This is a genomic window from Bacillus sp. FSL K6-1006, assembly GCF_038593175.1.
Lineage (GTDB): Bacteria > Bacillota > Bacilli > Bacillales > Bacillaceae > Bacillus > Bacillus safensis.
Genome location: NZ_CP151970.1, coordinates 3,541,657 through 3,565,877 on the forward strand (window position 1 = coordinate 3,541,657; position 24,221 = coordinate 3,565,877).

The following is a 24,221-nucleotide window of genomic DNA, read 5'->3' on the forward strand; positions in this document are numbered from 1 at the left end:
CATTTGAAATGGTTCGCTAGGTGAAATTTTACTCTTGATTTTCATTCGGTTAGTTATTTATACCTGTACTTTACACCCATACGCTTCAAAAATAAAGTAAATTTTACCTAAAAATTGGATGGTATTGTGTCAGTTGTTTGAATACTTTGTCAAAAATATGTGACGGAAAATAAAAAATCGCAAAAAAAAGCGCTGCATGTGGGCCGCAGCGCTGTGTTTCTTTTTAGGCTTTTTTCTGTAAAGCAGGTCTTGTCACTTGGACTTCATAGTACGTAATTTTGTTTTTTAATAGGCCTTCAGGTTTCGCTTTTCCGTGAGCATGTGCATCTCCAAATGCCTGAGATTTTGTCCAGTTCACAAAGTCTTCTTTTCGATTCCAGCGGGTATGAATGGTCACCTCATCGTAATCAGTTGTCTGCTGTGTGACCCAGACTTCCATGCCTAAAAATCCTTCCATGAATTCTACTTGTCCCTGCTTGTTAAAACGCTTAACAAGGTGGTCTGCACTGCCTTTTTCTACTCTAACCTGGTTGTTTACAATGATCATGTTTGGTTCATCTCCCTTTTGTTGTTGGATCGAAGCGATTGGGATAATGAGCGGATGCTCTCCATCTAGGTGAACCTCTGCCTGAATCCCAAATACCTCTTTGAAAAAGTTTTCTGTTAATACTTCCTTTGGTGTCCCTATTTGGTAAACCTGACCACGCTTCATCGCAATCAGGCGGTCACAATATTTTGCTGCCTGCTGCAGGTCATGAAGTACCATTAAAATGGTGATTCCATGTGTTTCATTCAGCTGTTTGAGCAGCTCTAGTAAATCAAGCTGGTGCGCAATATCTAAGTAAGTGGTAGGCTCATCCAGAATAATCGTCTCTGTCTTCTGAGCCAGTGCCATTGCAATATACGCCTTTTGCCTTTCTCCGCCTGACAATGTATGCAGCATCCTGTTTTCATTCACGCGGCTATTTGTCACATCAAGCGCCCACTCTACCGCTTCCTGATCTGTCTTCGAGCTCTTTTTCCAGATCGAACGATGCGGACTGCGTCCAAGTGCGACCAGCTCACGTACTGTCATCGATGGGATCGCCGTTCTCGTCTGCATCAGAACGGCGATTTCCTGTGCAATCTCCTGTGCTGTCATTTCTTTTTGCGGTATATCGTGAATATAAATCATGCCGCTTTCAATCGACGTAAGACGTGCGGCTGCTTTAATAAACGTCGACTTCCCTGAACCATTTGGTCCAATAATGCCTGTTACACTTCCTTTAGGCACAGCTGCTGAAATAGAAGACAGCCGAAAGCCTCCTTGACTGAGACTCACGTCATCCATCGCAATCACATCCAACTTAACCCCTCCCTTTCTTTTTTAATAAATAGAGGAAGAAAGGTGCACCGATACAGGCAAGCAGGATACCAACAGGCAGTTCAACCGGTGTAAACCATACCCGTGCTGCTGTATCAGCAAAGACCACAAGTACGCCGCCGCCAAGCATTGAGATCGGCAGCAGGTACCGGTAGTCATCTCCAATTAAAAGGCGGATAAAATGAGGGACGACAAGACCGACAAATCCAATTAATCCGCTCACGCTTACAGCTGCACCCGCCAAAAGCGCCGCCAGTGCAATTAAGAAAAATCGGGTTCGCTCGACTCTAAGTCCTAGCAGCTGCGCTGACTCATCACCTAGCAAAAGGAGATTTGCCGGCTTGATTGCAAAAAAACAAAGACACAATCCAGCAATCGCATAAGGTGACACAAAGCTCAGGTGATGCCAGCTCCGTCCATTTAATCCTCCTGATAAAAAAGGCAGAACAGCCTGCACACGCTCACTATAAAGCACCATAAACCCATTCATGACTGCACCAAGCAGAGCATTGACTGCCACTCCTGCCAGAATCAATTTCAGTGGTGAAACCCCTTGATCAAACGACAACATATACACAACAAGTGCCGCTAATAAAGCGCCAAGGAAGGCAGCTGCTGGAAGCAGATATGTGAATTGCGGAAACACAATCATGCTGAGTACAGCAGCTAACCCGCCGCCGGCGGTCACACCGATGATCCCGGGGTCAGCGAGTGGATTTCGGACGACTCCTTGTAAAATCGCCCCTGATGCTGCGAGACAGGCCCCGACGATGAAACCTATGAGAACGCGCGGCAGGCGTAAATCCATGACGATTTTTTCATGGACTGGCTGGCCTGATCCCGTCAAAGCAGCGATTAAATCTGGCAGCGATAATTGAACAGAACCTAAGGCAAGCCCTAAACAAATGCCCACACCTAGCGAAAGAAGCAGTCCCAGTATCAGCCATCTTCGTCTCGACTGTCTTTTTTGAAAATCTAACTCTGCATTCATCTTCATGATGACAATCGCTTCAATCTCTTCTCTAGTTCATCAATCGCCTTTATGACGTCTGCGCCTGGATTCGTCCCGAATAGATCACTAGGCAGAACCTCCACGCGGCCATTCTTGACAGCAGATACATCGTGCCATGCTGCATTCTGTTTCATTTCACTCATAAAACCTGCTTTCACATCTTCAGGATTGCTGTGTGTCATGAGCAGAATGAGATCAGGATCGGCTTCGATCACCTTTTCTGCATTGATTTGGGCATATTGAGGGAATTTTTCGAGTGCCGGTTCATTCTCAGCGATGTTTGCACCCCCTGCGATATGCAGTAAATCTCCGCTTAAGGATTGAGGAAGCGCCGCCATATATGTGCCGGGTGCACCGTACACAACGAGTGTTTTCACTTTTTTCTCAGGCTGCTTGACCTGTTTTTTCCGCTCATCAATTTGATCATTGAGTGCTTTAGCCTGTTGCTGTGTCCCAAGTAACTCCCCAAATAACGTCATTTGACGCTGGATGTCCTTCACTGAATTGGCGCTTGTCAAAAGAAGCTGTGAACCAATTCCTTCTATTGTAGAGATGTCCTTGCTGTTTAACTGTTCATTTCCAAGCACCACATCAGGCTTTAAGCTTGTGATCAGCTCTACATCAAATTGATGCGTTGTGCCAATCGTTTGTACGGACTTTGCCTTTTGTAAGCTGTCTGGTAACTCAGCAGTTGGCCGGCCGACCACCTCACCGCCTAAAGCATACACAATACTCATGTCCCCAGACGACAAAGCGACGATACGCTGAGGGGGTTCATCAAACGACAGCGTTCTTCCGGTAAAATCCTTTATCTTCAGCGCTCCTTGCCCGCTTCCTTTCTCTACAGGTGCTGCCTGACTGCATCCCCCGAGGAGAAGCATCAAGACGAGTCCCGCCAAGATCACATGTGAAAATTTCAACCGCCTGTCTCTCCTTTTCTAGTAAACTTTCTTTAGCTTTGCCTGTACCACGAGACGCCCGTTTTTAGGTGCAAGCACATGATCACAGGTCGATAAGGTGAGGATGAGGTCATCTGTGGACACGTCTGTCTTCGTTTGATAGATTGATTTCTTCCGTACAGCTTGCAAGTAGTGCGCATATTCGCCAAGATCTTGAAAATCGGTTTGAATATAGTCGAAGTCAACCGTCGTTTCATACACAGCAAAAATCTCCGCTTCATAGCTTTGATACAGCGTATCGTAATGAAATGTCCGGTGCTCTTGGAAGAAATCTTTTTTTAGATAGTTTGTGAGTCCAGCGAACATGGATCCATCCCTCATCCGATGGCCGTACACGACTGTATTTGGGCTTTCATGCAGGACATCATTACGATAATCCATAAAGATACTGCCTGCCCGGGTGTCTTTTTTTAAATAATTGCGAGTTAAGTAGAATGCATTATCCCGAGATTGAACAATCGGATACTGAATCATCGTGTCCTTCATATTGATCCAGCCGACAATATCCTCATTCACCTTCCGCAGCTCATCAAATGACGAACGGATCTTTCCCGGCTCCCGTTTTTCAGTCATTTCTTCTTGATGTCCATACATCGTTTGGGCCTTTGCAAGCACCTGGCGATTTTGATAATAACCGAAAAGTTCGAAGCCGATGGCTGTACCGCTATAAATAAACACGCCTAAACAAACAATCGTCAGCATCCGCTGCCAGAGCCGTTTTCCTCGTTTCACACTGTCTCACCTGCTTTTTGCACAGCTTATATACCAACAGGCACGATATACATCCCTGTTTCTGCATCCTGTCTAATCGTGACGGACACATCATAAATGTGACGCACGTTTTCCTCTGTTAACACATCGTTTGGCTGTCCTTCACTGATAACCTGTCCATCCTTCATCGCTATGATGATATCGCTGTAGCGGACAGCCTGATTCATGTCGTGCAGGACCATGACAATGGTTAATCCATGCATGGCATTCAGTTCACGGATCAGCTCAAGAATGTCAAATTGATAGTAAATATCCAAATAAGTTGTCGGTTCATCTAAGAAAAGGATTGGTGTTTTTTGCGCAAGCGCCATCGCAATCCATACACGCTGCCGCTCTCCACCTGACAGAGAGGCGAGCGGCACCTTTCGTTTGTCCGTTAGCTTTGTACTGGACAGCGCCCACTCTATGGCTCTCTCATCCTCTTCCTTGTCTCCTCCGCGCATCGTCTGGTACGGCGTTCTGCCGAATGCCACGACCCGTTCGATCGTTAAATCAAGCGGCGCTTCATTTTGCTGATGGACGACAGCGAGCTTTTTTGCCAGCTCCTTTGGCTTGAACGTATTCAGCGTTTGCCCGTCTAAGTGAATTTGCCCTTTATTTGGACAATGATTATTCGCCATTAAGGAAAGCAGTGTGGATTTTCCCGAGCCATTTGGACCGATAATGGTTGTGATTTTCCCCTTTTCAATCTGTGTTGTGACCGATTGAACAATGTCCTTCTGCTGATCATATGAGAATGACACCTCACGAATGTCCATGGAGACGGTCCCCCCTTCTTAATAAAAAGATCAGAAACGGCCCGCCTATCACGGCCATGATCGTAGAAGCAGGAATCTCATTTGGCGCCACAAGCGTCCTGCCGAGCGTATCAGCCGTTAAAATAAGCAAAGCCCCGCTTAACGCAGAAAATGGAATCAGTACCCGGTGATCCGAGCCGACAAGCCTTCTTGAAATGTGCGGAATGAGCAAGCCGACAAAGGCTATCACGCCCGCTACTGCAGCTGTCACCGCCGCAAGTAAAACGGCTGTGATGGAAATCAAAAGGCGCATTCTGGTCACACGCAATCCTAAATTTTTCGCTGTCTTGTCCTGAAGAGCCAGGAGGTTGCACCATCTGCTGAAGAAGAGTGCAACGACAAGGCCGGCGACACCATAGACACCGATTAAACGGACATCTCCCCACGTTTTCATCGTGAGATTCGACTGCCCTGACTGATTAATTGTGATATTGAAATAGCTGCAAATGGTCACAAATGCTTCAGCCATCCCAGTAAACATGGCATTGATGGCGATCCCAACCAAGATCATGCGGATCGGGCTTAAACCACCCTTCCAAGACAGAACGTACACGAGGAAACACGCAATAGCCCCGCCTAAAACCGAAAATAAAGGAGAGTAGAAATAAAATTGAGGAAGCGCTGTAATCGCCATTAATGAAAAGAAGCTGGCTCCTGATGAAATGCCAATGACGCCGGCATCAGCTAACGGATTCCTCATGACCGACTGCAGCAGTACACCGGAGACAGATAAGGCGGCCCCTGTAAACATCGCGATAAGCATGCGGGGAATTCTCAAATCTTTAATGATTTCTACCTGTGCATGTTGACCGGTGATGAGCCCTTCTAATAATTCAAATGGGGTGACATGAATGCTCCCAGTAATGGCTGAATAAATAAATACGCAGACCAGTAAGAGACTGACTATCAGAAATAAAATCCCTGTTTTTTTCATCTTGAACGTCCTTTTATCATTAAGATTCGCCGCTTATGACGGATACAACATACGAGTCAATTCATCTAATGCTTCTGCTGCCTTTAAATTGCCTGTTGTCCCGAATAAGCTTTCTTCGAGGTCATACACCCGGTCTTGTTTGACCGCATTGAAATGTTTCCAGATGTCATTTGTTTTGAATTCTTCATCAAACATTTGGACGACTTCGTCTGGCATCCCATGTGCGGCCCGGAGAATGATATCTGGATTGGCTTTTTGTAAATATTCCGTATTGGATGCCAAATACTCCATTTTCTCGCCTTTGACAATATTCTTTCCTCCTGCGATACGCACAAGATCACCAATATATGAATTCTCTGTCGCCACCAAATAACTGCCTGGCACACCAAGCAAAATCAGAACGGACGGCTTGCGTTTTCCTTTCGTTCTCTCTTGAATGTCTTTCTTTTTTTGCTCAAACTCAGACACAATGCGTTCAGCCTGCTTCTTTCTGTCATACTGATCTCCAAGCTTCGTGATGGCCTTCTCCATGTCAGCCATGCTCTCGAGATTTAGGTATGTGGCAGGGACACCTGCTTGCTGAAAGGGTGTCTCTAAATCATATTGAAGGGTTGTGACAGAAAGGACATCTGTCGGTTGAAGTGATTGGATGATTTCCATGTCCGGGCTCATTGGGTTACCGACTTCCGGCAGTCCTTTGTAACGAGCTGGCAAAGATTTTTGACTTGTTGGCACCCCGACAAGATCCACCTCTAAAGCATCCATGATCTCCGCAGCAGCTACAGTCGTTGCTACAATGCGCTCACTTGATTCAGCGCTTTTTTTGCCTTTTGCTGAGCTTTCAGCTGACTGTGAGCAGCCCGATAAGATCATGCACACACTGAAGGCAGCGATCAAGGTACATAATATTCGATGCTTCAAAAATAGAAGCCTCCTTTCGAAAAAAGAGAGTGGATGCGCCAGCATAAATGGCGCATCTCACATAAAATAAACAGTCTATCTTGTCCGTGTTTGATATTTTCTGACGAGTACCAATAACGAACCGCCGAATAAAAGAATATACACCCAAAGAAGAGAGGTATCTCCCGTTTTCGGATTCAGCTGTCCAGACTCAGATTTGGTTTGATCATCTGATGGCGTAAATGTCATCTGCTCCGCACCCGTTTCCTCAGGTACTGCATTCTCAAGTTGATTCGTTGGAGAATCGTGATCATTTGGATTTTTGATAAAGCCGATACTCTCATCGTCTCCAATGACCGTTGAAATTCCGCTTCCCTCACCGAGAGCGATTCCTTTTGTGTCATAGACGAGTTTGACATCGTACTGCTCATGGTAGTTCGCAGCTGGAATATCAATTTTTACGCGTGCAGCCTGAGCTCCACTTAAACTTTTTGCTTCATATTGAATGACGCGTGTATCTGCTTTTTGATCTGTCTTCGCGACAAGTGTCTCCTCAAACTTTCCGCCTGTTCCTACTTGGAATGACGTGATCGCTGAGCTGTTCTTCACTGTATATGAAACGAAATGGCGGCCATTTTTTACAACCAGTGTCGCAGGACTCACAACGTAATCGTTCATACGAGAAAGCTCATCCTTGTCTGCTTTCTTCATTGAGAAAGGAAGCTTGTATACACCATCTTTTAGCTGAGCCGTCTCTTGATTTGCTTCGCCGTTATTTGTTTCTGTTGTTGGTGTGTTTGGTTTTGGTGTTTCTGGTGCAGCTGGTGTTTCTTCCTCTACCACCTGCCCGTCCTTCACTGGAGCGATACTCTTTGAATCAAATTGAAAACGAATATCGTAGGTTTGGTCATAGTTAGCGGCTGCTACTACAATGTGTACTTTTCCTTTTACCGCTTTTTTCAAATCATCTACATCAAATGAAACCACTCTTGTGTTCTTTGCTTCATCCTTGCTGACTGTTTTGGCTTCTTGATAAGAACCGTCTTTCTCTGTTTTCAAAGAAGCGACAGACTTATGGTCCTTCACCGTAAAGGAAATGGTTTGCTTTCCATTTTTGACAGTTAAGGATGCAGGATGTGAGAAGTAATCACTCATTCGAGATGCCTCATCCGTATCCCCTTTTAGTACACTGTAATTAATACGATATACGCCATCTTTTAATTGATTTTGCGCGGAATCATCTGGTTTTGTGCCATTGTTATTACCTGGTTTTGTCGGTTGATCGTCTGGCTTTGTACCATTTTGATCATCCGGTTTTGTTTCGTTATCGTCTGGCTTTGTACCGTTTTGGTCATCCGGTTTTGTTTCGTTATCGTCTGGCTTTGTACCGTTTTGGTCATCCGGTTTTGTTTCGTTATCATCTGGTTTTGCAGGCGTAACGAGTGTGAGGCTGCTTTGATCGAATGCAAGCTGTACGTCATATGCTTCGTCATAAATAAAGCCGCCTAAATCCCAGTAAATTTTCACCCAGCCGTTTAATTTCGCTGATAAGTCGTCGACATTAAATTTGATCACACGTGTATTGGCTGTTTCGTCCTCACTGACCGTTTCAGTGGTAACGAGAGCACCATTTTGTTCGACCTTGAAATCTGTTATTTCTTTGCTTTGCTTCAGTGTGACATAGGCTGTTTTCTTGCCATTTTCCACAATCAGCTTAGCTGGCTTTTCTGTATAAGTATCCATCATGGACGCTTCTGTGCTGCCATTTTTTAAAACGGTGAATCCAACTGTGTATTCACCATCAACGAATGATGCCGCTTGAGCTGTTCCTTGAGGAATCTGAAACGCAGTCAACAAACTGAATAAAACGAGCAGAATGGCTGCCTTTAGATGAAAAAGACGTTTCAAATGGTGACACTTCCTTCCGTTAATGCTTGATGATCCACTTTCTTGCTAAAAACCCGCCTGAACATAAGACAAGCACAAGGAGCCACCCTGTCTGGCTTGTATCACCAGTTTGAGGATTTTCTTCTTGTTTCTTCGTGGATGAATCAGCTTTGTTCGTTGATTCTTTTGATGGCTGCTGACTTTCTGCTGCACCCGCTGATTGATTTGCATTGTTAGACGAAAGTGACTTGATGCTGCTTTCATCGAATTTCAGCTGAATGGTGTAATCATGATCATAATCAGCAGATTTCACAGTGACATGAATTTTTGACTTGATTGGTTTAGACAAGCTTTGAGCTTGGAACTGAACGAGCCTTGTATTGGCTTTTTTATTTGTTGAGAGAACAGTTGTATCGACATAGCCGCCATTTCCCGGTACTTTAAATTCCGTTACCCAGCTGCTATTTTTAATCGTCATTTGCACTGTCAGGTTCCCATTTTTCACTATCACCTTTGCTGGCTTCAGCCAGTAATCATTTGCCATTGAGACCGCATTTCCTTCAGCTTTCAGCACTGTATAATTGACGGAGTATGTACCATCCTTTAATGCGGCAGCCTGTGCGTTTGAAAAAGGCAGCATAAGTGCCAGTAAAAAAACCGCCATGAAGACTGACAGCCTCATTCTTTTTTTCATCAAGCGAATTTCCTCCCTTTCTATTGAACAGATGCCGCATCAAACTTGAGGCGAATGTCGTAATTGCCTGTATATCCGATAGCCGGTACAGTCACACTCACTTTTGCTGGTACGGCCTCAGTCAGGCTGTTCACATTGAATTCTACTGTTCTCTTATTCGCAGCTGTATTTGTATTGATCACCTTCGCATCTTTATAGACACCTTGATCGAGCGTTTTAATGCTTGTAATCCAAGAGCTATTCGTTAACGTGACTTGCGCTTTGATTTTTCCATCCTTTACGACAAGCTTGGCTGGTTTTTCGAAATACGTATTCGCTGTTGAAGTCGAATCGCTATCAGCTTTCCATACCACATATTGCGCTGAATATTGACCATCTGCTAAGCCAGCTGCTGAAGCTGAACTAACAGGAGCTAGAGCAAATAATAGAACAAAACTAAGGAATAATAATACGGGTGACGTTGAACGAATGACTTTCATGTGAGCCCTCCTAAATGATATTGATAATTATTCTCAATAGACAATAAAAAAAATAACCTTCATAAGTGCTGGAACACACTTATAGATGATTATGATAATCATTATCAATTGAGTTGAAAAAATAAATCTTTGCTTCCTAAAGTCAAAGATGTCTGCTTCTAAATGATGGATAAGAGTTTTAGGCAATCTGTCCCATTCATAATACCATGGCATAACCTCCATTCCATTACAGGGAAAAGAACCCTCTTCTCCTTGATATTATATAATGCATGAAATGATTGTCAACATCATTTTTCATACTATTGTCTTAGTTTTCTGGAAAATCACACAAAAAAATTTCGATCAGACACACTGATCGAAATCGATTAAGAAGGAACATGTTCCTCTATTTTGCTGTTTTTACGCTCTAAAGACCATGCATACATTTCACGAATAATCGGTTCAGTTTTCTTTCCTTGCACTGTTAATTCGTATTCAATCCGCACTGGAATGTCGGGGTATACCTTTTTCTCAACAAGTCCCTCAGCTTCTAAATCCTTCAGCCTTTCTGATAGTAATCTTCCGCTGATGTTCATTTCATTTTCAAGCTGACAAAAACGCTTAGGCCCTGTCAGAAGCTGATTGATGATGAGAATGACCCACTTCTTGCCTAGAATCTCCATGGCATCTGTAATTGGGCAGCCATCTACTTGAGCCATATCTTACTCCCTCCTGCTTTTTTCTCTTTTTTTCATTATAACACAATTAATTACTTGAAATAAGTCACTAACTATTATATAGTTTAGTTACTAAAAGTAACAAGGTATTCATTTTTTATAGATTTTCAAAAACATTTGAACATGCCGATGCATATATCATGAAGGAGATGACCGAGCTTGAAGACAATTGAGCAGCTAAGGTTGGGTGTGACAGAATTACATGTGTCCAGCTTTGATCGTTCTTTACCTTTTTATACAGACATTTTAGGATTTACTATATTAGAAAAAACAGATTCCACGGTGACACTTGGCAGCAATGCAAAGGAACCGATTCTTTTGTTAAAAGAAGATGCACAGCTCAAAGAGAAGCCTGATCATGAGCCAGGACTTTATCACTTTGCTGTTTTATTACCTACCAGAAAAAACCTGGGCACATGGCTGGCACATGTGATCAAAAAAGGCTATCCTTTAATTGGAGCAAGCGATCACTTTTTCAGTGAAGCCATTTATTTAAGTGATCCTGACGGCATTGGCGTAGAAATTTATGCTGACCGTCCTGAGGACATTTGGGTAGGTGAGCATGGAGAACTGAAAGGTGGCGGAAATGCGCCGCTTGATGGAGATGGACTCCTGCAGGAAGCCGCTGATACCACATGGGAAGGACTCCCTGCCGGCACAGTGATGGGACACTTGCATTTTCATCTCAACCCAGAAGAAGCAGATTCCTTTTATGTCAATACGCTCGGTTTTCATATCCGAATGGCTCCACCAGCAAGCCTATTTATCGCTGCTGGTGTGTACCACCACCACCTTGCATTTAATGCATGGGGACGCGGACGAAAAGGAGCCATTGATCCACGTTTTTCAGGAATTAGAAGCTATACACTGGTTTTCCCAGAAGAAGCAGACAGACAATCCGTCATCGAACGCCTGACAAAAGCAGGCACTCAAGTCAACACGACAGGAAAAAGCAGCGAATTTGTTGATCCATTTGGCGTTCTCGTTCGTTTACAGATTGAAGAAACAGACTAAAAAGAAGGTGCAGAATATGGACAAACACACAGAGCTTAAAACAGCCATATTAAAAGATAAAATCAAACGAGTACAGCAAGAAGACGGGTATATATATATCACTGGACCCATTAAACTGCCAGTGAATTTAGACGGCAGAACCGTCATGTTCAACTGGTATTCATGGTTAAAAGACGATGGAAGAGAGCCATTGTCAGATGAAGCTTTAATTGAAAGCCTCTCGTCCCGCCAGCTTGCTGATCATCAGCAGTCAAGCGTTCTAGTATACGGGGATTTTGAGCAAGCTGACGAAGCCCTTATCCGCATGCATTCCATTTGCCACACTGGCGATATTTTCGGAAGCAAGCGCTGTGACTGCGGATTCCAATTGAAGCAGTCTATGCGAATGATCGAGGACAATGGGGCAGGAGCCCTGTTTTACTTAGCCAATCATGAAGGCCGCGGCATTGGTCTTTTCAGTAAAGCCATGGCTTATATTCTTCAAGAAAACGGCTACGATACAGTAGAAGCGAACGAAGCACTTGGTTTTGAAGATGACACACGTCAATACGAAGAAGCCATTGCCGTTCTTCAAACACTTCGTACAAAGCCAGTCAGACTCATTACCAATAATCCGAAAAAGACAGATGCGATCAGCCATGCAGGCTTATCTCTTTCTGGACGCATTCCGCTTTGGGGAGATGTCTCTGAATTTAACGAAAAATACTTGCAGACAAAAATCAACCGCTCAGGTCACATGAAGGCGGAGCAAGAGGTGCGTACGATTGCCACATCATGAGCGATATATGAAGCTAGCCCTTGATAATGCACGGGCAATGAAAGGTCAGACATCTCCGAACCCGCTCGTCGGGGCTGTGATTGTGCGAGAGAATGAAATTGTTGGAGTCGGTGCTCATATGAAAGCCGGTGAACCGCATGCTGAAATTCATGCACTCAACATGGCCGGAGACAAAGCAAAAGGAGCCACTATTTATGTGACCCTCGAGCCTTGTTCCCACCATGGCCGCACAGGCCCTTGCGCGGAAGCGCTTGTGAAAGCCGGCGTCGAAACTGTTGTCGTGGCGGCACTTGATCCGAATCCGCTTGTCGCTGGCCGCGGGATTGCCATTTTACAAGACGCAGGCATACAAGTCATCACAGGCGTACTTGAACAGGAATCCATTCTGATGAATGAAGTATTTAATCACTTTATTACGAAAAAAACACCTTTTGTGACGCTCAAAGCAGGCATTACCTTAGATGGAAAAATCGCCTCTGCCACGTCTGACAGCAAGTGGATTACATCTGAGACATCCCGTTGTGATGCTCACCATATCCGCAGTATCAATGATGCGATTTTGGTCGGTGCTCAAACCGTCATTCACGATGATCCTTCATTAACTGCGCGGATTCCAAATGGGAATAATCCGATTCGAATTGTCTTAGACTCTAAGCTGTCAACACCACTGACAGCAAAGATCGTCACGGATCAGATGGCACCTACATGGATCTTTACAACAAAGCAAGCCGATAAGGAAAAACGAGCGGCTTTAGAAGAAGCTGGCGTCCGTGTCTTCATGACAGACAGCGACACGCGGGTGCCCCTGAAAGAAGTGCTTCAAGTGCTGGGAGAAAAAAATATCTCCTCTCTCATGATTGAAGGCGGCGGCCAGATTAACGCCTCATTCTTAGAGCAGCAGCTTGTAGATAAACTCGTCATCTATATGGCGCCTAAGCTCATTGGAGGACGACTTTCCCCTTCCTTTTTCGGAGGCGAAGGCATACGCCTCATGAGTGATGCCATTGAACTGGATCAACTCACCGTGGAACCACTCGGAAAAGATATCAAAATGACGGGCTATCCCGTTTATCAATAACAAGTAGGCTGTCGAGAAAATCTCGACAGCCTTATTTTTGTCTTCTAGTCTCTTCTCTCTAAAAACTCAATTCGATTCCCAAAAGGATCTTCTACATAAAACCGATTGGCTCCCTCCAATGGCTCATCTTCTTTTATACTAATCTGATGCTTCAATAATACCTCTTTTAATTCCGATAGACTCTTTACAAGAAAAGCTGGATGAGCTTTCTTTGCAGCTTGAAAATGTTCCTGAATGCCAATGTGAAGCTGATGATGACCGCATTGGAACCAGACACCTCCGCGTTTAGCTAAATTACTAGGCTTAGGTATTTCTTTCATCCCTAAAATTTCACCAAAAAACAAACGAGCTTTCTCTTCACTGCCTTTTGGGGCAGCTAGTTGAACATGGTCGATTCCAAAAAAGTTTGACATATTCCCCTCTCCCTTTCTTTTCTCAATTGGTTTTTCTATGTAGTGTGTCTTAAGTTTTTGCGATGCTGAGAAAATTTACTTGTTACTTCATTGGCGGGCTTGATACTTGGTGACTTTCTTTGAGGTGTTTCATACGATGTAGGGTTTGAATGACAATGCAGTATTTTTTTCAAAAACAGAACTCCCACGGTCATGAAAGTTCTGTCTATCTAAGTGTCTTGTAATAACAGTTGAAACCAAGACATATCATGTCAAGGTGTATGGGCGGTGATTCATTTTGGTGAAACTTGTCGAAAAATGTTTCATGTGAAACATTGATCGTTACTTCCCTTCTACCAGCCTGCCAAAGCTTTCTGGTGAAAGTCCCGGTGAAATACGGACGCGGTGCAATGACATCATGCCTTGTTCCTTCTTCGCATGTCCTGGTTCAGTGGTGACAGCCATTTGATATCCGGCTTCCTTCGCCAGCTTCAACGTCTCTTCATTATAGCGCCCGACAGGATAGCTGACCATTCTCGTACGCTGAGAAAATCGCTGATCGAAGAATGTCTTTGATCCTTTTAACTCCTCTTCCTGCTGCTGCTTTGATAATCGATTGAGCTCTAAATGATGAATCGTATGACTCTCAATCGATATCCCATGTGCCATCATCTCGTCCATTTGCTCATCCGTTAAGTGATTTGGACGGCCAATGGATTGCTCAATCATGAAAATCGTTGCTTTCAATTCATACTGCTTTAAAATCGGAAATGCCTTTGTATAGTTATCCGTATATCCATCATCAAATGTAATGAGGACACTCTTCTTACTTGGCATCGAATTTGTTGTGAAAACGCGGTACACCTCTTCTGGCGACAGTGTGACATAGTCGTTGTCCTTCAGCCATTTCATATGAGCTGCAAATTCGCTCTTTGGCACACGTAACGAGTTGCCGCTTGAGATACTATGATACATCAAAATCGGAAGCTCGACCGGCTCCTTTTGCTTGATCCAGTTTTTTGTCTCTATCACTGCCGTTTCTTTTTTCTGCTGAATGTCTTTTGTTTGTAATCGACCCTTTTCCTCTTTGATGACTTGCTGGCTTCCTCCCGCCTGCTCCTTCATTCCCATACAGCCCGAAATGAGCAGCAGCATAAGACCAATCGTCATCAGCATACATGTTTTCTTCATTCACCAATCCTGCTTTCTCTTTATCTACCGAATGATTATAACAGAAATTGGTTATTCATTGACAACTATTTTGACAGGGTATTCATTTTTTTACACATTTCGATCATTTCGATGGCGAGCAGATGAATGGTCTCTGTTGTGAGCATTTGATCTTCTGCGTGTATGAGCAGTAAAGAAAAAGGAAGCTGTTCACCTGCCGCTTCTTTTTGAATCAGCGACAGATGCAGGTTGTGGATGCTTCGAAACGCTTCCTCCCCTTTTTCGATCAACTGCTGCGCTTTTTCAAAATCATCCGCTCTTGCTAGACGAATCGCTTCTACATAATGACTTCTTGCCTCGCCTGCATGGGCAATGATTTGAAAGGCTGCTCCCTGCATTTCCTCTAATACCGTCATCTGCTTCTCCTCCAATTATTCAAGATTCATTTGCTAGTTTCAGTGCATGCTCTAGAATTTTTTCTCCGTTTGCTGTTCCGTATAATCTTACATTGACGACATCGACAGGTATTTGATAGGGTGCCGCCGTTTTTTCAGCTGCTTTTTTCATAAAGCTTACTTGCGGTCCAAGTAAAATCGCCTGTACATCCTCTCCATGCTCTTCTAGTTCATCTGCAATGGCTCCTTCAGGTATAGCATAAATATAGTAATCCAGCCCTTTAGCTTCTGCGGCAGCCTTCATTTTGGACACCACAATAGACGTTGACATTCCTGCTGCACAAGCGAGAATGATTCGTTTCATTTCTCATCACTCCTATTGATAAATGACTTCTGTTTCAACCTGCAGTTCCCTTGTTTTGATTAATGTCTGGTACCAATACGCAGATGCTTTCAGCTGACGATTTCGTTCATTCTCCAGCTGGATTTCGACTAATCCGTAGCGGTTTTTAAAGGCATTCATCGGTGAGACATTGTCTGTAAATGCCCAAAGCATATAGCCTATGCAATTTGATCCTTCTGCTTTCGCTTGAAGTGCCCGCTTCAAATGCTGGCTGATAAATGAAATGCGATATTGATCATCAATGATACCGTCTTCTGTTTTAAACCGTTCTTCCTTTTCTACACCCATGCCATTTTCGGCCACAAACCACTCAATATTTCCGTATTCTTCTTTTATCCTCATCCCCATATCATAGACAATGTTCGGGTAGATTTCCCAGCCTCTGAAAGGATTCATTTTTCTCCCTGGAAGCACAAACATATCGTAATAATAGGATGGATGAAAAGGCGTCCCTTCATTCCAAGCCTTACTCGGTGCCTTGACACGATGCGGATAGTACAAGTTAAGCCCAACAACATCCACCGTATGATTCTTGATGATCTGAAGCTCTTCCTCTGTGGAATCGAAAAGAATATCATGCTTTTTCAACACATCGATCAGTTCCTCTGGATACTCCCCTTTGATGGAAGGATCTAGGAACACTCGATTAAAAAACAAGTCATACATACGTGCCGCTTTTTGGTCATGGGGAGCAGACGATCTTGCATACGTCACTTCTGGATTGAGAATCACGCCGATTTTGGCTCCTGCCGATTCCTTCAAGCCCATCTCCTGAAACAGCTTCACCACTTTTGCTGTTGCCAGCGCTTTATGATAGTTCCACTGCATCCATTTCTTCGTATTTTGCTCAAACGGATATCGTATCGCATCTAGATAAACACGTGTCTGAACAACAATCGGTTCATTAAAACTAAACCAATGCTTGACTCGGTCTCCGTAGCGTTCAAACACCTTTTCTGCATAGAGAACAAACAGCTCGACAACATGCTTTGATGACCATCCGCCGTACTTCTCAAGCAAAACAGCAGGAAGTTCATAGTGCTCTAAGCAAAACATTGGTTCTACACCTGATGCGATTAATTCATTGATCAGATCATCAATGTAACGAGCATAGGCCTCATCCACTATCCCATTCTCGTAATCTATGAGAAACCTCGACCAATTGATCGATGTCCTGTAATGTGTCAGCCCAATCTCTTTCATTAAGGCGACATCTTCAGGGTAGCGCTCGTAAAAGTTTGTCGCACCAGCAGGACCATAGCCTTCGTGCCACACGTGATATCCTTCCTTATACCATAAGTCGATGTACGAGTCCTGATGCGCCCGCTTTCCCTTCCATCCCTCGGTCTGCCAAGCAGAAGCCGCAGCACCTAGGATAAAATCACTTGGAATCTCAATTCTGTTCATGTCGCCGCCTCCCTTTTCTTCGTCTGAATGTTTATTCTGAATCTGGTGCTGCTTCTGGCTTGCGATTAGACAATAGAACAAACGGTAAATAGATGAAAACAGCAACTCCAATGCAGATAAGCTGTGTGATGACAGCGCCCATACTGCCAGCGGTGGACAGCCATGCATTCACAAGCGGTGGTGTCGTCCATGGCACCATCACGACCGCTTTTCCAGCGAATCCTGTAGCCGTCGCAATATACCCAATCGTACCGGTCACAAGGGGCGTGACGATAAATGGGATCGCCATCACAGGGTTTAGCATCACAGGTAATCCAAAAATAACGGGTTCATTGATGTTGAACAGTCCGGGTCCAGATGAGAGCTTGGCAATGCTTCGCATCTCTTCCCTTCTCCCAGCAATAAAAATCGCAATCAAAAGACCAATGGTCACACCTGAACCACCGATGCTCATATACACATCCCAAAACGGCATCGTGATGATATTCGGTATCTCTTTTCCCTCTTGAAATGCTGTCATATTCACTGCAATCGATCCTAATAAGAGCGGCTCCCGGATCGGCTTAATCATCTGGTTGCCATGAATGCCGATCACCCAGAAAAATTGCGCCACAAACATCAACGTTAAAATCCCAGGCAGCCCCTGTACAACACTTTCTAACGGACGCTGCACCACGTTATACACTGCTTCATGCAGATAAATGCCTGTCAACCGGTGAAATGCAAAGCCAAATGAGCTAATGATTGTAATTGTAATGATCGATGGGAAAAGTGACGAAAAAGACGTTGCCACATTCGACGGAACCGAATCCGGCATCTTGATTTGCAGCCATTTCACCTCGGTCAGCTTACAAAAAATCTCCACAGATACGATCGCAATGATCATCCCTAAAAATAAGCTTTTTGGATCAGAAAATTGTCTTGCCAACACGTCAACAACCTCACGCATCGATCCATCGACTTCAAGAAGAAGTGTCGTTGGAATAACAGATATAAATGAAATCAATGCCATCAATCCTGGGAACAGAGACTTGTGACCGTTGATTTTCCCAAGCTCAATCCCAATGAGGAACACAGCCCCAATGGTTAAAAAGTTCAGTGTGGCATAATTGATTGCCTTCATAATAGGCTGAAGCTCTGCTAAAAACCTGAATATCTCAAAATGAGCAAGCCCTGTTTCCGGGCTCATGATCATATTCGCCACCAGTACAGCAAAAGCTCCTGTAATGATGATCGGCATCAGTGTCACAAATGCCTGTTTAATCGCCATAATATATTTCTGGTTGGTGATGCGATAAGCCACATGCCCCATGACATCTGCCGCTTTCTCCTTGAAGCTCATGATCCGTCTCCCCCTTTGCAAAAACTCGTGATCATCCTCCTTTTTGATGTTATTTTAAAAGCGCTTTCATTAACATCTAATCTTTTTCCTCACAGATGCGGAAATGGGTGCCGCGTTTTTTCATTTGGATGCTCCAATATTTGAAGCGCAGCTGTCAGTTCTTCAAATGAAGCGGCTTTGATGAGCTGTTCCACCACTTCCTTCCGTTCTGTCAGCCGCACAAGAAATTGATAAAGCGACTGTAATTCTTTTTGATACGTCTTCTGGATGCTTAACAAGCATACGACTTGTACTCGATCTTCACCCCACAGCACCGGCTTTTTCAACGTACAGATCGCACAAAATGTATCATCTGTTGCCGGCTTAATTGGATGAGGAATCGCAACCAAATGACCGAAAGATGTGGGTGACACCTGCTCTCTTTCTAGCAATAATTGTTCAAACTCGTCTGGGATTCGATGCTGCTCCTTTAGCACGTTCACGAAAAATTGAAGAACCTCTTCCCTTGATTGGAGATCTTGCTGAAAAAATGTCAGCGCCGGACTCACATACCGCAAAACTCCTGTATCCTGTGAATTCTTCACAAATCGTTTCAGCCGTACAATATCATCGTCACTTAGAATCGTATGTACATCAATTACTGGCACCGGCAATGTATTCTGAAGCGGAATGGTACTAATAATAAAATCAATGCTTCTCAAATCATACGAAGGAAGTTCCCCGACACTTGCAGTTCCAGCGATCTCCAGCCTTCCGCTAAAAGCCGCCGTGAGCTTATGAAGAAGAAGCTGACTGCTGGCGACACCCGTCGCACACACAATAAGACATGTCTTTCTCACATGCTGTGATTTTGTCCGCTCGATTGCAGCCCCAATATGAAGTGCCAAATATCCGATTTCATCCTCAGGAATCTCAACACCCTCTTTTTCCTTCAGCCATCTCCCCATATAAACACCCGCCTCAAACGCAATGGGATAATACCTTTTAATGTCTGGTAAATAAGGATTTCGGATGTTCATATCGTATCTAAAACGATGAATGGCTGAACGCAAATGAAGACTTAAACCAACGATCAGCTCCTTATCAAACTGAATATCAAGTGACATGTGCTCCTCTACATAAGCAAGCAATTGGTGAGTGAAACGAAAATGATCTTCGTCCAGCAGATGAAATAGCGTATGGCCAGCCTCTCCATATGCCATCATCTTTGCCCCCATTAAGTGAATCGCGATGTACGCCATTTCTGATAGCGGAAAATCAATCGATAATACGCGGCGAATATCTTCAGCCATTTGTTGAGCTACCTGAAAAACTGGCTGTACTTGAATTTCTCTCAATTCCGCTTCTGGCATCTTGACCAGCTTTTTTTCTTCAATTCGTTTGCATGCGATAGCAATGTGGGTTACTAAATTACTTAAACCGATTTCTGATAGATGAAGTCCGGTGGCTTTTGTACGTGAACGCACGATGTCCTGAATCAATTGATATGTTTCTTCAGGTAACAGTGCAGCGTTCGCGTGCTCCTGCTGAAACACATGCTCTGCCATACAATATCTTAATTTCATTTCATCGCCTGTCAGACGCAGTCCATATTTAGGCCGGTGCGATATAGAAAGTCCATGCAATGAAAACAAGTGCCTGACAGCTTTCAAATCATTTTTCACTGTAGATTCACTCACAAATAATTCCTCTGCCAACCCCTCTAATTTGATATAGTCTTCTGACAGAAGCAGCCTTTTCAATAGATAAGCCACACGGTCCTCAGGCTGATTGGGAATGAACGGTTCCTTTTTCTCATTCCTTTCTCTCAGTGACGTTTTCAAAAATGTACGAAATGCTCCATAATCTTCAACGCTCAATGTATACCCTGCTCCGCGTTTAATATGCAGTGCGGCACCATGTTCTTCTAAGATCTTTTTAAGCGCTTTCATATCTGTTCGAATAGTTCGTGATGTGACTCCGATCACACGGGCAATTTCTTCACTTGTCAGTTCCTGCTCCGCTTGCATCAATCGTTTCAAAAGCTCCTCCTGACGTAGAGTTAGCATGGGCTCTCCTCCCTTGGCATTTACTTTTGCCTATCATCATAAACGAAAATAGAACTCTTTGCCCAGTATTTCTTTCAAATCGGGAACCTTGATATGGCTCATTCGTATGAATATGAAACTAGAGGAGGGATGCATTATGGGTACTTTTATGTTTGTAGTCATTATCATATTAGCTTCTTTAGGAGCCATCGTTGCCAGCTTGTTCACACCAAAGGATAAACGTGTATCTGCTAAGCGTTCTGCACATCATAGCTCAACGACAAGCACTTATACTGATTCGTATACCCATCACGCTTCTGATGCCTCCTGTGGGAGTGTTTCAGGTGACAGCGGCGGTGGTGGATGTGATTAAACAAAAAAACAGCCGCCCTTTTATGAGTCGGCTGTTTCATTTATGGTTTTAAAGAGCTTTCCAGCCCCGTTCAATCAAATGTTTAACATCCTTTGCAAAATCCTCGCCCTTTTCCATCACGTCCTGAGCTCTTCCTGCAAAATTACTGGCTACGGCCAGCTCCATTTTTTTCAATTCAAAGTGTAAGATTTTTTGATCAATCTCTGTTATATATTTTTCATATTCATTGTTGACGATGTCATGCATCACGCTGTAAGCGTCTTTCCGATGGCGATGAAAGTCGATCCCTCTCTTGCCTTTCCATGACGAATCTAGTGCAGGCTTCTTGATTTCTTTGATATCTGACTGGGCAAGATCTTGTTCTGTTTGAATATTGCTTTTGGCTGTCTTTAACCGAGAGATCATTTCGTCAAATTCTGCACGTTTGTTCTCAATTCCCATATGCAGATGGTACAGCATCTCGGATAAACTCATGTCATCCACCTCTATCTGACCTCATACGAAAGCATGGCGTGAGCGCCTTTGGAAACCAACGAATCACATGATTTTTCCAATCCTGACATTTCTATCGTTTTGCTTTCATTAAGTATAGTATAAGGCGAAAAGCCTCAGCCTTAAATAGGGAAAAGGTGTCCTTTTAGTGACGCGTTTGGAAGAAAAACGGAATAATACAAGGTCTTACACCCCTAATTTAATATGAGTCTTTAAGACTATAATTATACACCGCGTTAAATGTACCTATAAATAAAAGCGAGTGTGCTGATTATTTTGCAGCAATCGCTTCGTCTTGTTCTTTTAATGTTTTCACGTTAGAACGTGTATCCTGAACATTTTTAATTAAGGCTTCTTTAAAGCTTGAGACCATTTCGCTCACTTCTCTTTCACGTGCCGTCCACTTAGTTACAAATTCAAGGCTGTTTTCACCCGCTTTATCTGCTGCTTTTTTCATCGCTAAAGCTTCTACGGCTTGGGAGACTTCATCTAGTTTATCCATGACTGTTTGGTAGTTTAACTTAATTTGTCCCATTGTGATTTCCTCCAGATTTGTTCAGCATGACGCTCTCTTACAAGCTGCTCCATGCTTTTGAGATCAAGCGTTTTGCGTCCTCTACTGCGTCTTCTCCTTTTTCAGCAAGACGTGCAGCGTCTCCAGCTAAGGAACTGGCAAAGGATAACGCAGCTTGTTCTGCTTCTAATGTACTGATTTTGAATTCGATGCGGCTCACGTAGCGTGGGTATTGATCGTTCACGATTGTTTGCAGCGCATCATGTGCTTCATTTCGGTCTGTTTTGAAATCCTGGCTTCGCTCACCTTTCCAAGAGGTCCCAAGCTTTGGCTGCTTGATTTGCTTTAAATCTGTTTCTGCCGCATCTTGTTCACGTTCAACCTTGCTTTTCGCCTTTTTGAGTCGAGCAATTTTCTCTTCAATTTCTGCTTTTTTATTTGAAATGCCACCGTTAAGGGCAGACAGCATATCCGATAAGCTCATATGGGTTCCTCCTCCTGTCCAAAAATAAAAACGCTGCTTAGAGTCCCTCTAAACGAGCGTAAGGTGAATAGCACTTTTTCCAATATTGTTATTATAAGGTTCAAAGACTCATGTTTGAATAGGGATTTATGCCCTTTTTATGGGATAAATATGCTTTCATTCTGCTTTATACCACCCCTTTCGACCTCTTTTATTGGAGGTCTAAATTCCTGTTCGTTTGCTATAAGCCACATATAGTCTCACAGTCCTAGGACAAACAAAGCCGCCCCCGTTCAGGAGCGGCTTTTGCAAACGGCTTATGAGGCCGATTCTTCTCTTTCTTGTTGATCTTTCACGTACCAAATGAATTTACCCGTATATCCGTAAATGATCGCAAGACCAATGGCGACAAAGCTCAACCACATAAATGGTAAATAAGAGAATGTCGATACGCCAAGAATTCCTGCCATGTAAATACCGTTATCTGACCATGGAACCATACCAGACGTAAGCGTACCACCGACCTCAGAGTTTCTGGATAAAACTCGTCTGTCTAACTTTAATTTATCGTAGCTCTTTTCCATAATTTTTGGTGTAAGGATTAACGATACATACATCGCACAGCCAAAGATATTGGCGAAGAACGCAACAACGAGTGTAGACAGCGTTACATTCCCTGCATTATGTAATTTTTTCTCAAATGTCGCGACGATAACTTTTAATACGCCTAAATATTCAAGTACTCCACCGAAGCCAAGTCCCAGGATAATCACCACTAGAGACCCTAACATATTAACGATACCACCGCGGTTTAACAATGTATTTAAGAATTCTACATCTGAATTAATAGAGAAACCATTATAAGCTGTACCAAGTGCATCGGCTGGATTCATTCCTTGGAATGCCATTGCCCAAACTGCGCCAAGAAGCGCACCAATCGCAATAACAGGCATTGAAGGCTTTTTCAAGACAAGTAATAGCACAACAATAAGCGCCGGAATGATCATCCAAATATTAATCGTGAATGTATCTTGCAGTGCTTGTTTCAAAAACTCTACTTTTCCTTGATCAATATTTTTTCCGCCATACATAAACCCGGTAATTGTAAACATAATAGCAGTTATGACAAATGCAGGTATGGATAAGACCATCATTGCTCTAACATGTGCGAGCACGTCCACTTTTGAAAGTGAGGAAGCAAGCACAGTACTATCAGATAAAGGAGATAACTTATCGCCAAAATAAGCTCCAGATAAAACAGCACCAGCCACGATAGGTAATGGAATTCCCAAACCTTCACCAATCGCTATCATGGCAATACCTGCGGTTCCAACTGTCCCCCATGATGTTCCTGTAGCAACAGACATAATGGAACAGATAATCAGTGTAGCTAGTAAGAAAATATTAGGATGAATAAATTCCAGTCCATAATAAATTAATGTGGGTACCACTCCGCCGGCAATCCATGTTCCAACAAGTGCACCTACAGCAATTAAAATCAAAACAGCCTCTAGACCATTCGATATCCCTTTTGTAATGGCGTTTTGAAGATCTTTGTATGAATGCCCCAATCGAATACCTAAAGCAATAACCATAAACCATGAGATAAACAATGCTAACTGAATATCTAATTTGAAGTAAAGAGTAAAAGATAAAACAATCGCTAAAAACAAGCCAAGTACAGCTACGACTTCTAAAATAGATGGTAGACGTGGTGATTTCATTGTGTTTCCTCCCTTTGTGCGTTCGTTAAGCGTTTTCAAAATATTGTGAAAAAAGTGTGTCAATTCGAAAGAAAGTGAATTGCCTGTTTTTCTCTTTTTCACAGGCAATTCCACATATTAATAAAATAAAATTTTTG

General features: G+C 43.5%; 26 protein-coding genes. 4 read left to right on the forward strand and 22 right to left on the reverse strand.

Annotated features, from left to right (window positions below; all coding sequences use genetic code 11):
* Positions 1-223: 223 nt before the first annotated feature.
* The 11 genes from isdG to NSS65_RS18485 form a co-directional block, all read right to left on the reverse strand.
* Positions 224-1,345: a heme oxygenase gene (gene isdG / locus NSS65_RS18435; protein ID WP_034281342.1), complete on the reverse strand. Its 1,122-nt coding sequence runs from the start codon at positions 1,343-1,345 to the stop codon at positions 224-226.
* Between the two features lies 1 nt (position 1,346).
* A complete protein-coding gene (locus tag NSS65_RS18440) occupies positions 1,347-2,360 on the reverse strand; it encodes an iron ABC transporter permease (protein ID WP_326135210.1) in 1,014 nt (337 codons plus the stop codon).
* Positions 2,357-3,295: an ABC transporter substrate-binding protein gene (locus NSS65_RS18445; RefSeq protein WP_326135208.1), complete on the reverse strand. Its 939-nt coding sequence runs from the start codon at positions 3,293-3,295 to the stop codon at positions 2,357-2,359. Before NSS65_RS18445 ends, NSS65_RS18440 begins: the two co-directional genes overlap by 4 nt.
* 18 nt (positions 3,296-3,313) lie before the next feature.
* Positions 3,314-4,066, reverse strand: a complete 753-nt coding sequence (gene srtB, locus NSS65_RS18450; RefSeq protein WP_144496453.1) for a class B sortase — start codon at positions 4,064-4,066, stop codon at positions 3,314-3,316.
* Positions 4,067-4,092: 26 nt separating this feature from the next.
* Entirely contained in the window at positions 4,093-4,863 is a 771-nt protein-coding gene (locus tag NSS65_RS18455; protein WP_326135207.1) for an ABC transporter ATP-binding protein, read from the reverse strand.
* Positions 4,850-5,836, reverse strand: a complete 987-nt coding sequence (locus NSS65_RS18460) for an iron ABC transporter permease (protein WP_041118234.1) — start codon at positions 5,834-5,836, stop codon at positions 4,850-4,852. Before NSS65_RS18460 ends, NSS65_RS18455 begins: the two co-directional genes overlap by 14 nt.
* A gap of 33 nt (positions 5,837-5,869) precedes the next feature.
* Positions 5,870-6,757: a heme ABC transporter substrate-binding protein IsdE gene (isdE, locus tag NSS65_RS18465; RefSeq protein WP_120207960.1), complete on the reverse strand. Its 888-nt coding sequence runs from the start codon at positions 6,755-6,757 to the stop codon at positions 5,870-5,872.
* Positions 6,758-6,832: 75 nt separating this feature from the next.
* A complete protein-coding gene (locus NSS65_RS18470) occupies positions 6,833-8,644 on the reverse strand; it encodes an NEAT domain-containing protein (protein WP_120207962.1) in 1,812 nt (603 codons plus the stop codon).
* A gap of 19 nt (positions 8,645-8,663) precedes the next feature.
* Entirely contained in the window at positions 8,664-9,317 is a 654-nt protein-coding gene (isdC, locus tag NSS65_RS18475; RefSeq protein ID WP_326135206.1) for a heme uptake protein IsdC, read from the reverse strand.
* 20 nt (positions 9,318-9,337) lie between these two features.
* Positions 9,338-9,796: an NEAT domain-containing protein gene (locus tag NSS65_RS18480; RefSeq protein WP_326135205.1), complete on the reverse strand. Its 459-nt coding sequence runs from the start codon at positions 9,794-9,796 to the stop codon at positions 9,338-9,340.
* A 365-nt stretch (positions 9,797-10,161) separates the two neighbouring features.
* Positions 10,162-10,494, reverse strand: a complete 333-nt coding sequence (locus NSS65_RS18485) for a helix-turn-helix domain-containing protein (protein ID WP_034281352.1) — start codon at positions 10,492-10,494, stop codon at positions 10,162-10,164.
* 177 nt (positions 10,495-10,671) lie between these two features.
* Here NSS65_RS18485 and NSS65_RS18490 point away from each other — a divergent pair, with 177 nt between their 5' ends.
* The 3 genes from NSS65_RS18490 to ribD are packed head-to-tail and all read left to right on the forward strand — an operon-like array spanning position 10,672 to position 13,382.
* Positions 10,672-11,526, forward strand: coding sequence for a VOC family protein (locus NSS65_RS18490; protein ID WP_070326187.1), 855 nt, complete (start codon positions 10,672-10,674; stop codon positions 11,524-11,526).
* Between the two features lie 16 nt (positions 11,527-11,542).
* Positions 11,543-12,304 (forward strand): GTP cyclohydrolase II, encoded by a 762-nt coding sequence (locus NSS65_RS18495; RefSeq protein ID WP_034281353.1) that lies wholly within the window; start codon positions 11,543-11,545, stop codon positions 12,302-12,304.
* Positions 12,291-13,382, forward strand: a complete 1,092-nt coding sequence (gene ribD, locus NSS65_RS18500) for a bifunctional diaminohydroxyphosphoribosylaminopyrimidine deaminase/5-amino-6-(5-phosphoribosylamino)uracil reductase RibD (RefSeq protein WP_070326188.1) — start codon at positions 12,291-12,293, stop codon at positions 13,380-13,382. The genes NSS65_RS18495 and ribD overlap by 14 nt, the downstream gene beginning before the upstream one ends.
* Before the next feature lie 44 nt (positions 13,383-13,426).
* Here the strand turns inward: ribD and NSS65_RS18505 are convergent, their stop codons facing one another.
* The 7 genes from NSS65_RS18505 to NSS65_RS18535 form a co-directional block, all read right to left on the reverse strand.
* Complete coding sequence (locus NSS65_RS18505; RefSeq protein ID WP_024423896.1) at positions 13,427-13,795, reverse strand: VOC family protein; 369 nt, start codon at positions 13,793-13,795, stop codon at positions 13,427-13,429.
* 321 nt (positions 13,796-14,116) lie between these two features.
* Positions 14,117-14,950 carry a polysaccharide deacetylase family protein gene (locus NSS65_RS18510; RefSeq protein ID WP_251027170.1) on the reverse strand — a complete coding sequence of 278 codons (834 nt, stop codon included), beginning with the start codon at positions 14,948-14,950 and terminating at the stop codon, positions 14,117-14,119.
* A gap of 80 nt (positions 14,951-15,030) precedes the next feature.
* Positions 15,031-15,360, reverse strand: a complete 330-nt coding sequence (locus NSS65_RS18515; protein WP_024423898.1) for a PTS lactose/cellobiose transporter subunit IIA — start codon at positions 15,358-15,360, stop codon at positions 15,031-15,033.
* A gap of 19 nt (positions 15,361-15,379) precedes the next feature.
* Positions 15,380-15,703 (reverse strand): PTS sugar transporter subunit IIB, encoded by a 324-nt coding sequence (locus tag NSS65_RS18520; RefSeq protein ID WP_024423899.1) that lies wholly within the window; start codon positions 15,701-15,703, stop codon positions 15,380-15,382.
* A 12-nt stretch (positions 15,704-15,715) separates the two neighbouring features.
* Positions 15,716-17,149 carry a glycoside hydrolase family 1 protein gene (locus tag NSS65_RS18525; RefSeq protein WP_326135204.1) on the reverse strand — a complete coding sequence of 478 codons (1,434 nt, stop codon included), beginning with the start codon at positions 17,147-17,149 and terminating at the stop codon, positions 15,716-15,718.
* Between the two features lie 31 nt (positions 17,150-17,180).
* Positions 17,181-18,491, reverse strand: a complete 1,311-nt coding sequence (locus NSS65_RS18530; RefSeq protein WP_041118250.1) for a PTS transporter subunit EIIC — start codon at positions 18,489-18,491, stop codon at positions 17,181-17,183.
* Between the two features lie 89 nt (positions 18,492-18,580).
* Positions 18,581-20,539: a BglG family transcription antiterminator gene (locus tag NSS65_RS18535; protein WP_144496457.1), complete on the reverse strand. Its 1,959-nt coding sequence runs from the start codon at positions 20,537-20,539 to the stop codon at positions 18,581-18,583.
* A 136-nt stretch (positions 20,540-20,675) separates the two neighbouring features.
* Between NSS65_RS18535 and NSS65_RS18540 the strand changes: the two genes are divergently transcribed.
* Entirely contained in the window at positions 20,676-20,891 is a 216-nt protein-coding gene (locus NSS65_RS18540; protein WP_231122805.1) for a hypothetical protein, read from the forward strand.
* Between the two features lie 48 nt (positions 20,892-20,939).
* On the opposite strand, the gene NSS65_RS18545 is transcribed toward NSS65_RS18540, so the two are convergent.
* The 4 genes from NSS65_RS18545 to nhaC all read right to left on the reverse strand — a co-directional run bounded on the left by NSS65_RS18545 (position 20,940) and on the right by nhaC (position 24,084).
* Positions 20,940-21,365, reverse strand: coding sequence for a DUF5082 family protein (locus NSS65_RS18545; protein WP_065214959.1), 426 nt, complete (start codon positions 21,363-21,365; stop codon positions 20,940-20,942).
* A 289-nt stretch (positions 21,366-21,654) separates the two neighbouring features.
* Positions 21,655-21,918, reverse strand: coding sequence for a YwqI/YxiC family protein (locus tag NSS65_RS18550; RefSeq protein WP_034281361.1), 264 nt, complete (start codon positions 21,916-21,918; stop codon positions 21,655-21,657).
* A gap of 37 nt (positions 21,919-21,955) precedes the next feature.
* Positions 21,956-22,381 (reverse strand): DUF5082 family protein, encoded by a 426-nt coding sequence (locus tag NSS65_RS18555; RefSeq protein ID WP_024423906.1) that lies wholly within the window; start codon positions 22,379-22,381, stop codon positions 21,956-21,958.
* A 296-nt stretch (positions 22,382-22,677) separates the two neighbouring features.
* Positions 22,678-24,084 carry a Na+/H+ antiporter NhaC gene (nhaC, locus tag NSS65_RS18560; RefSeq protein ID WP_034281362.1) on the reverse strand — a complete coding sequence of 469 codons (1,407 nt, stop codon included), beginning with the start codon at positions 24,082-24,084 and terminating at the stop codon, positions 22,678-22,680.
* Positions 24,085-24,221 lie beyond the last annotated feature (137 nt).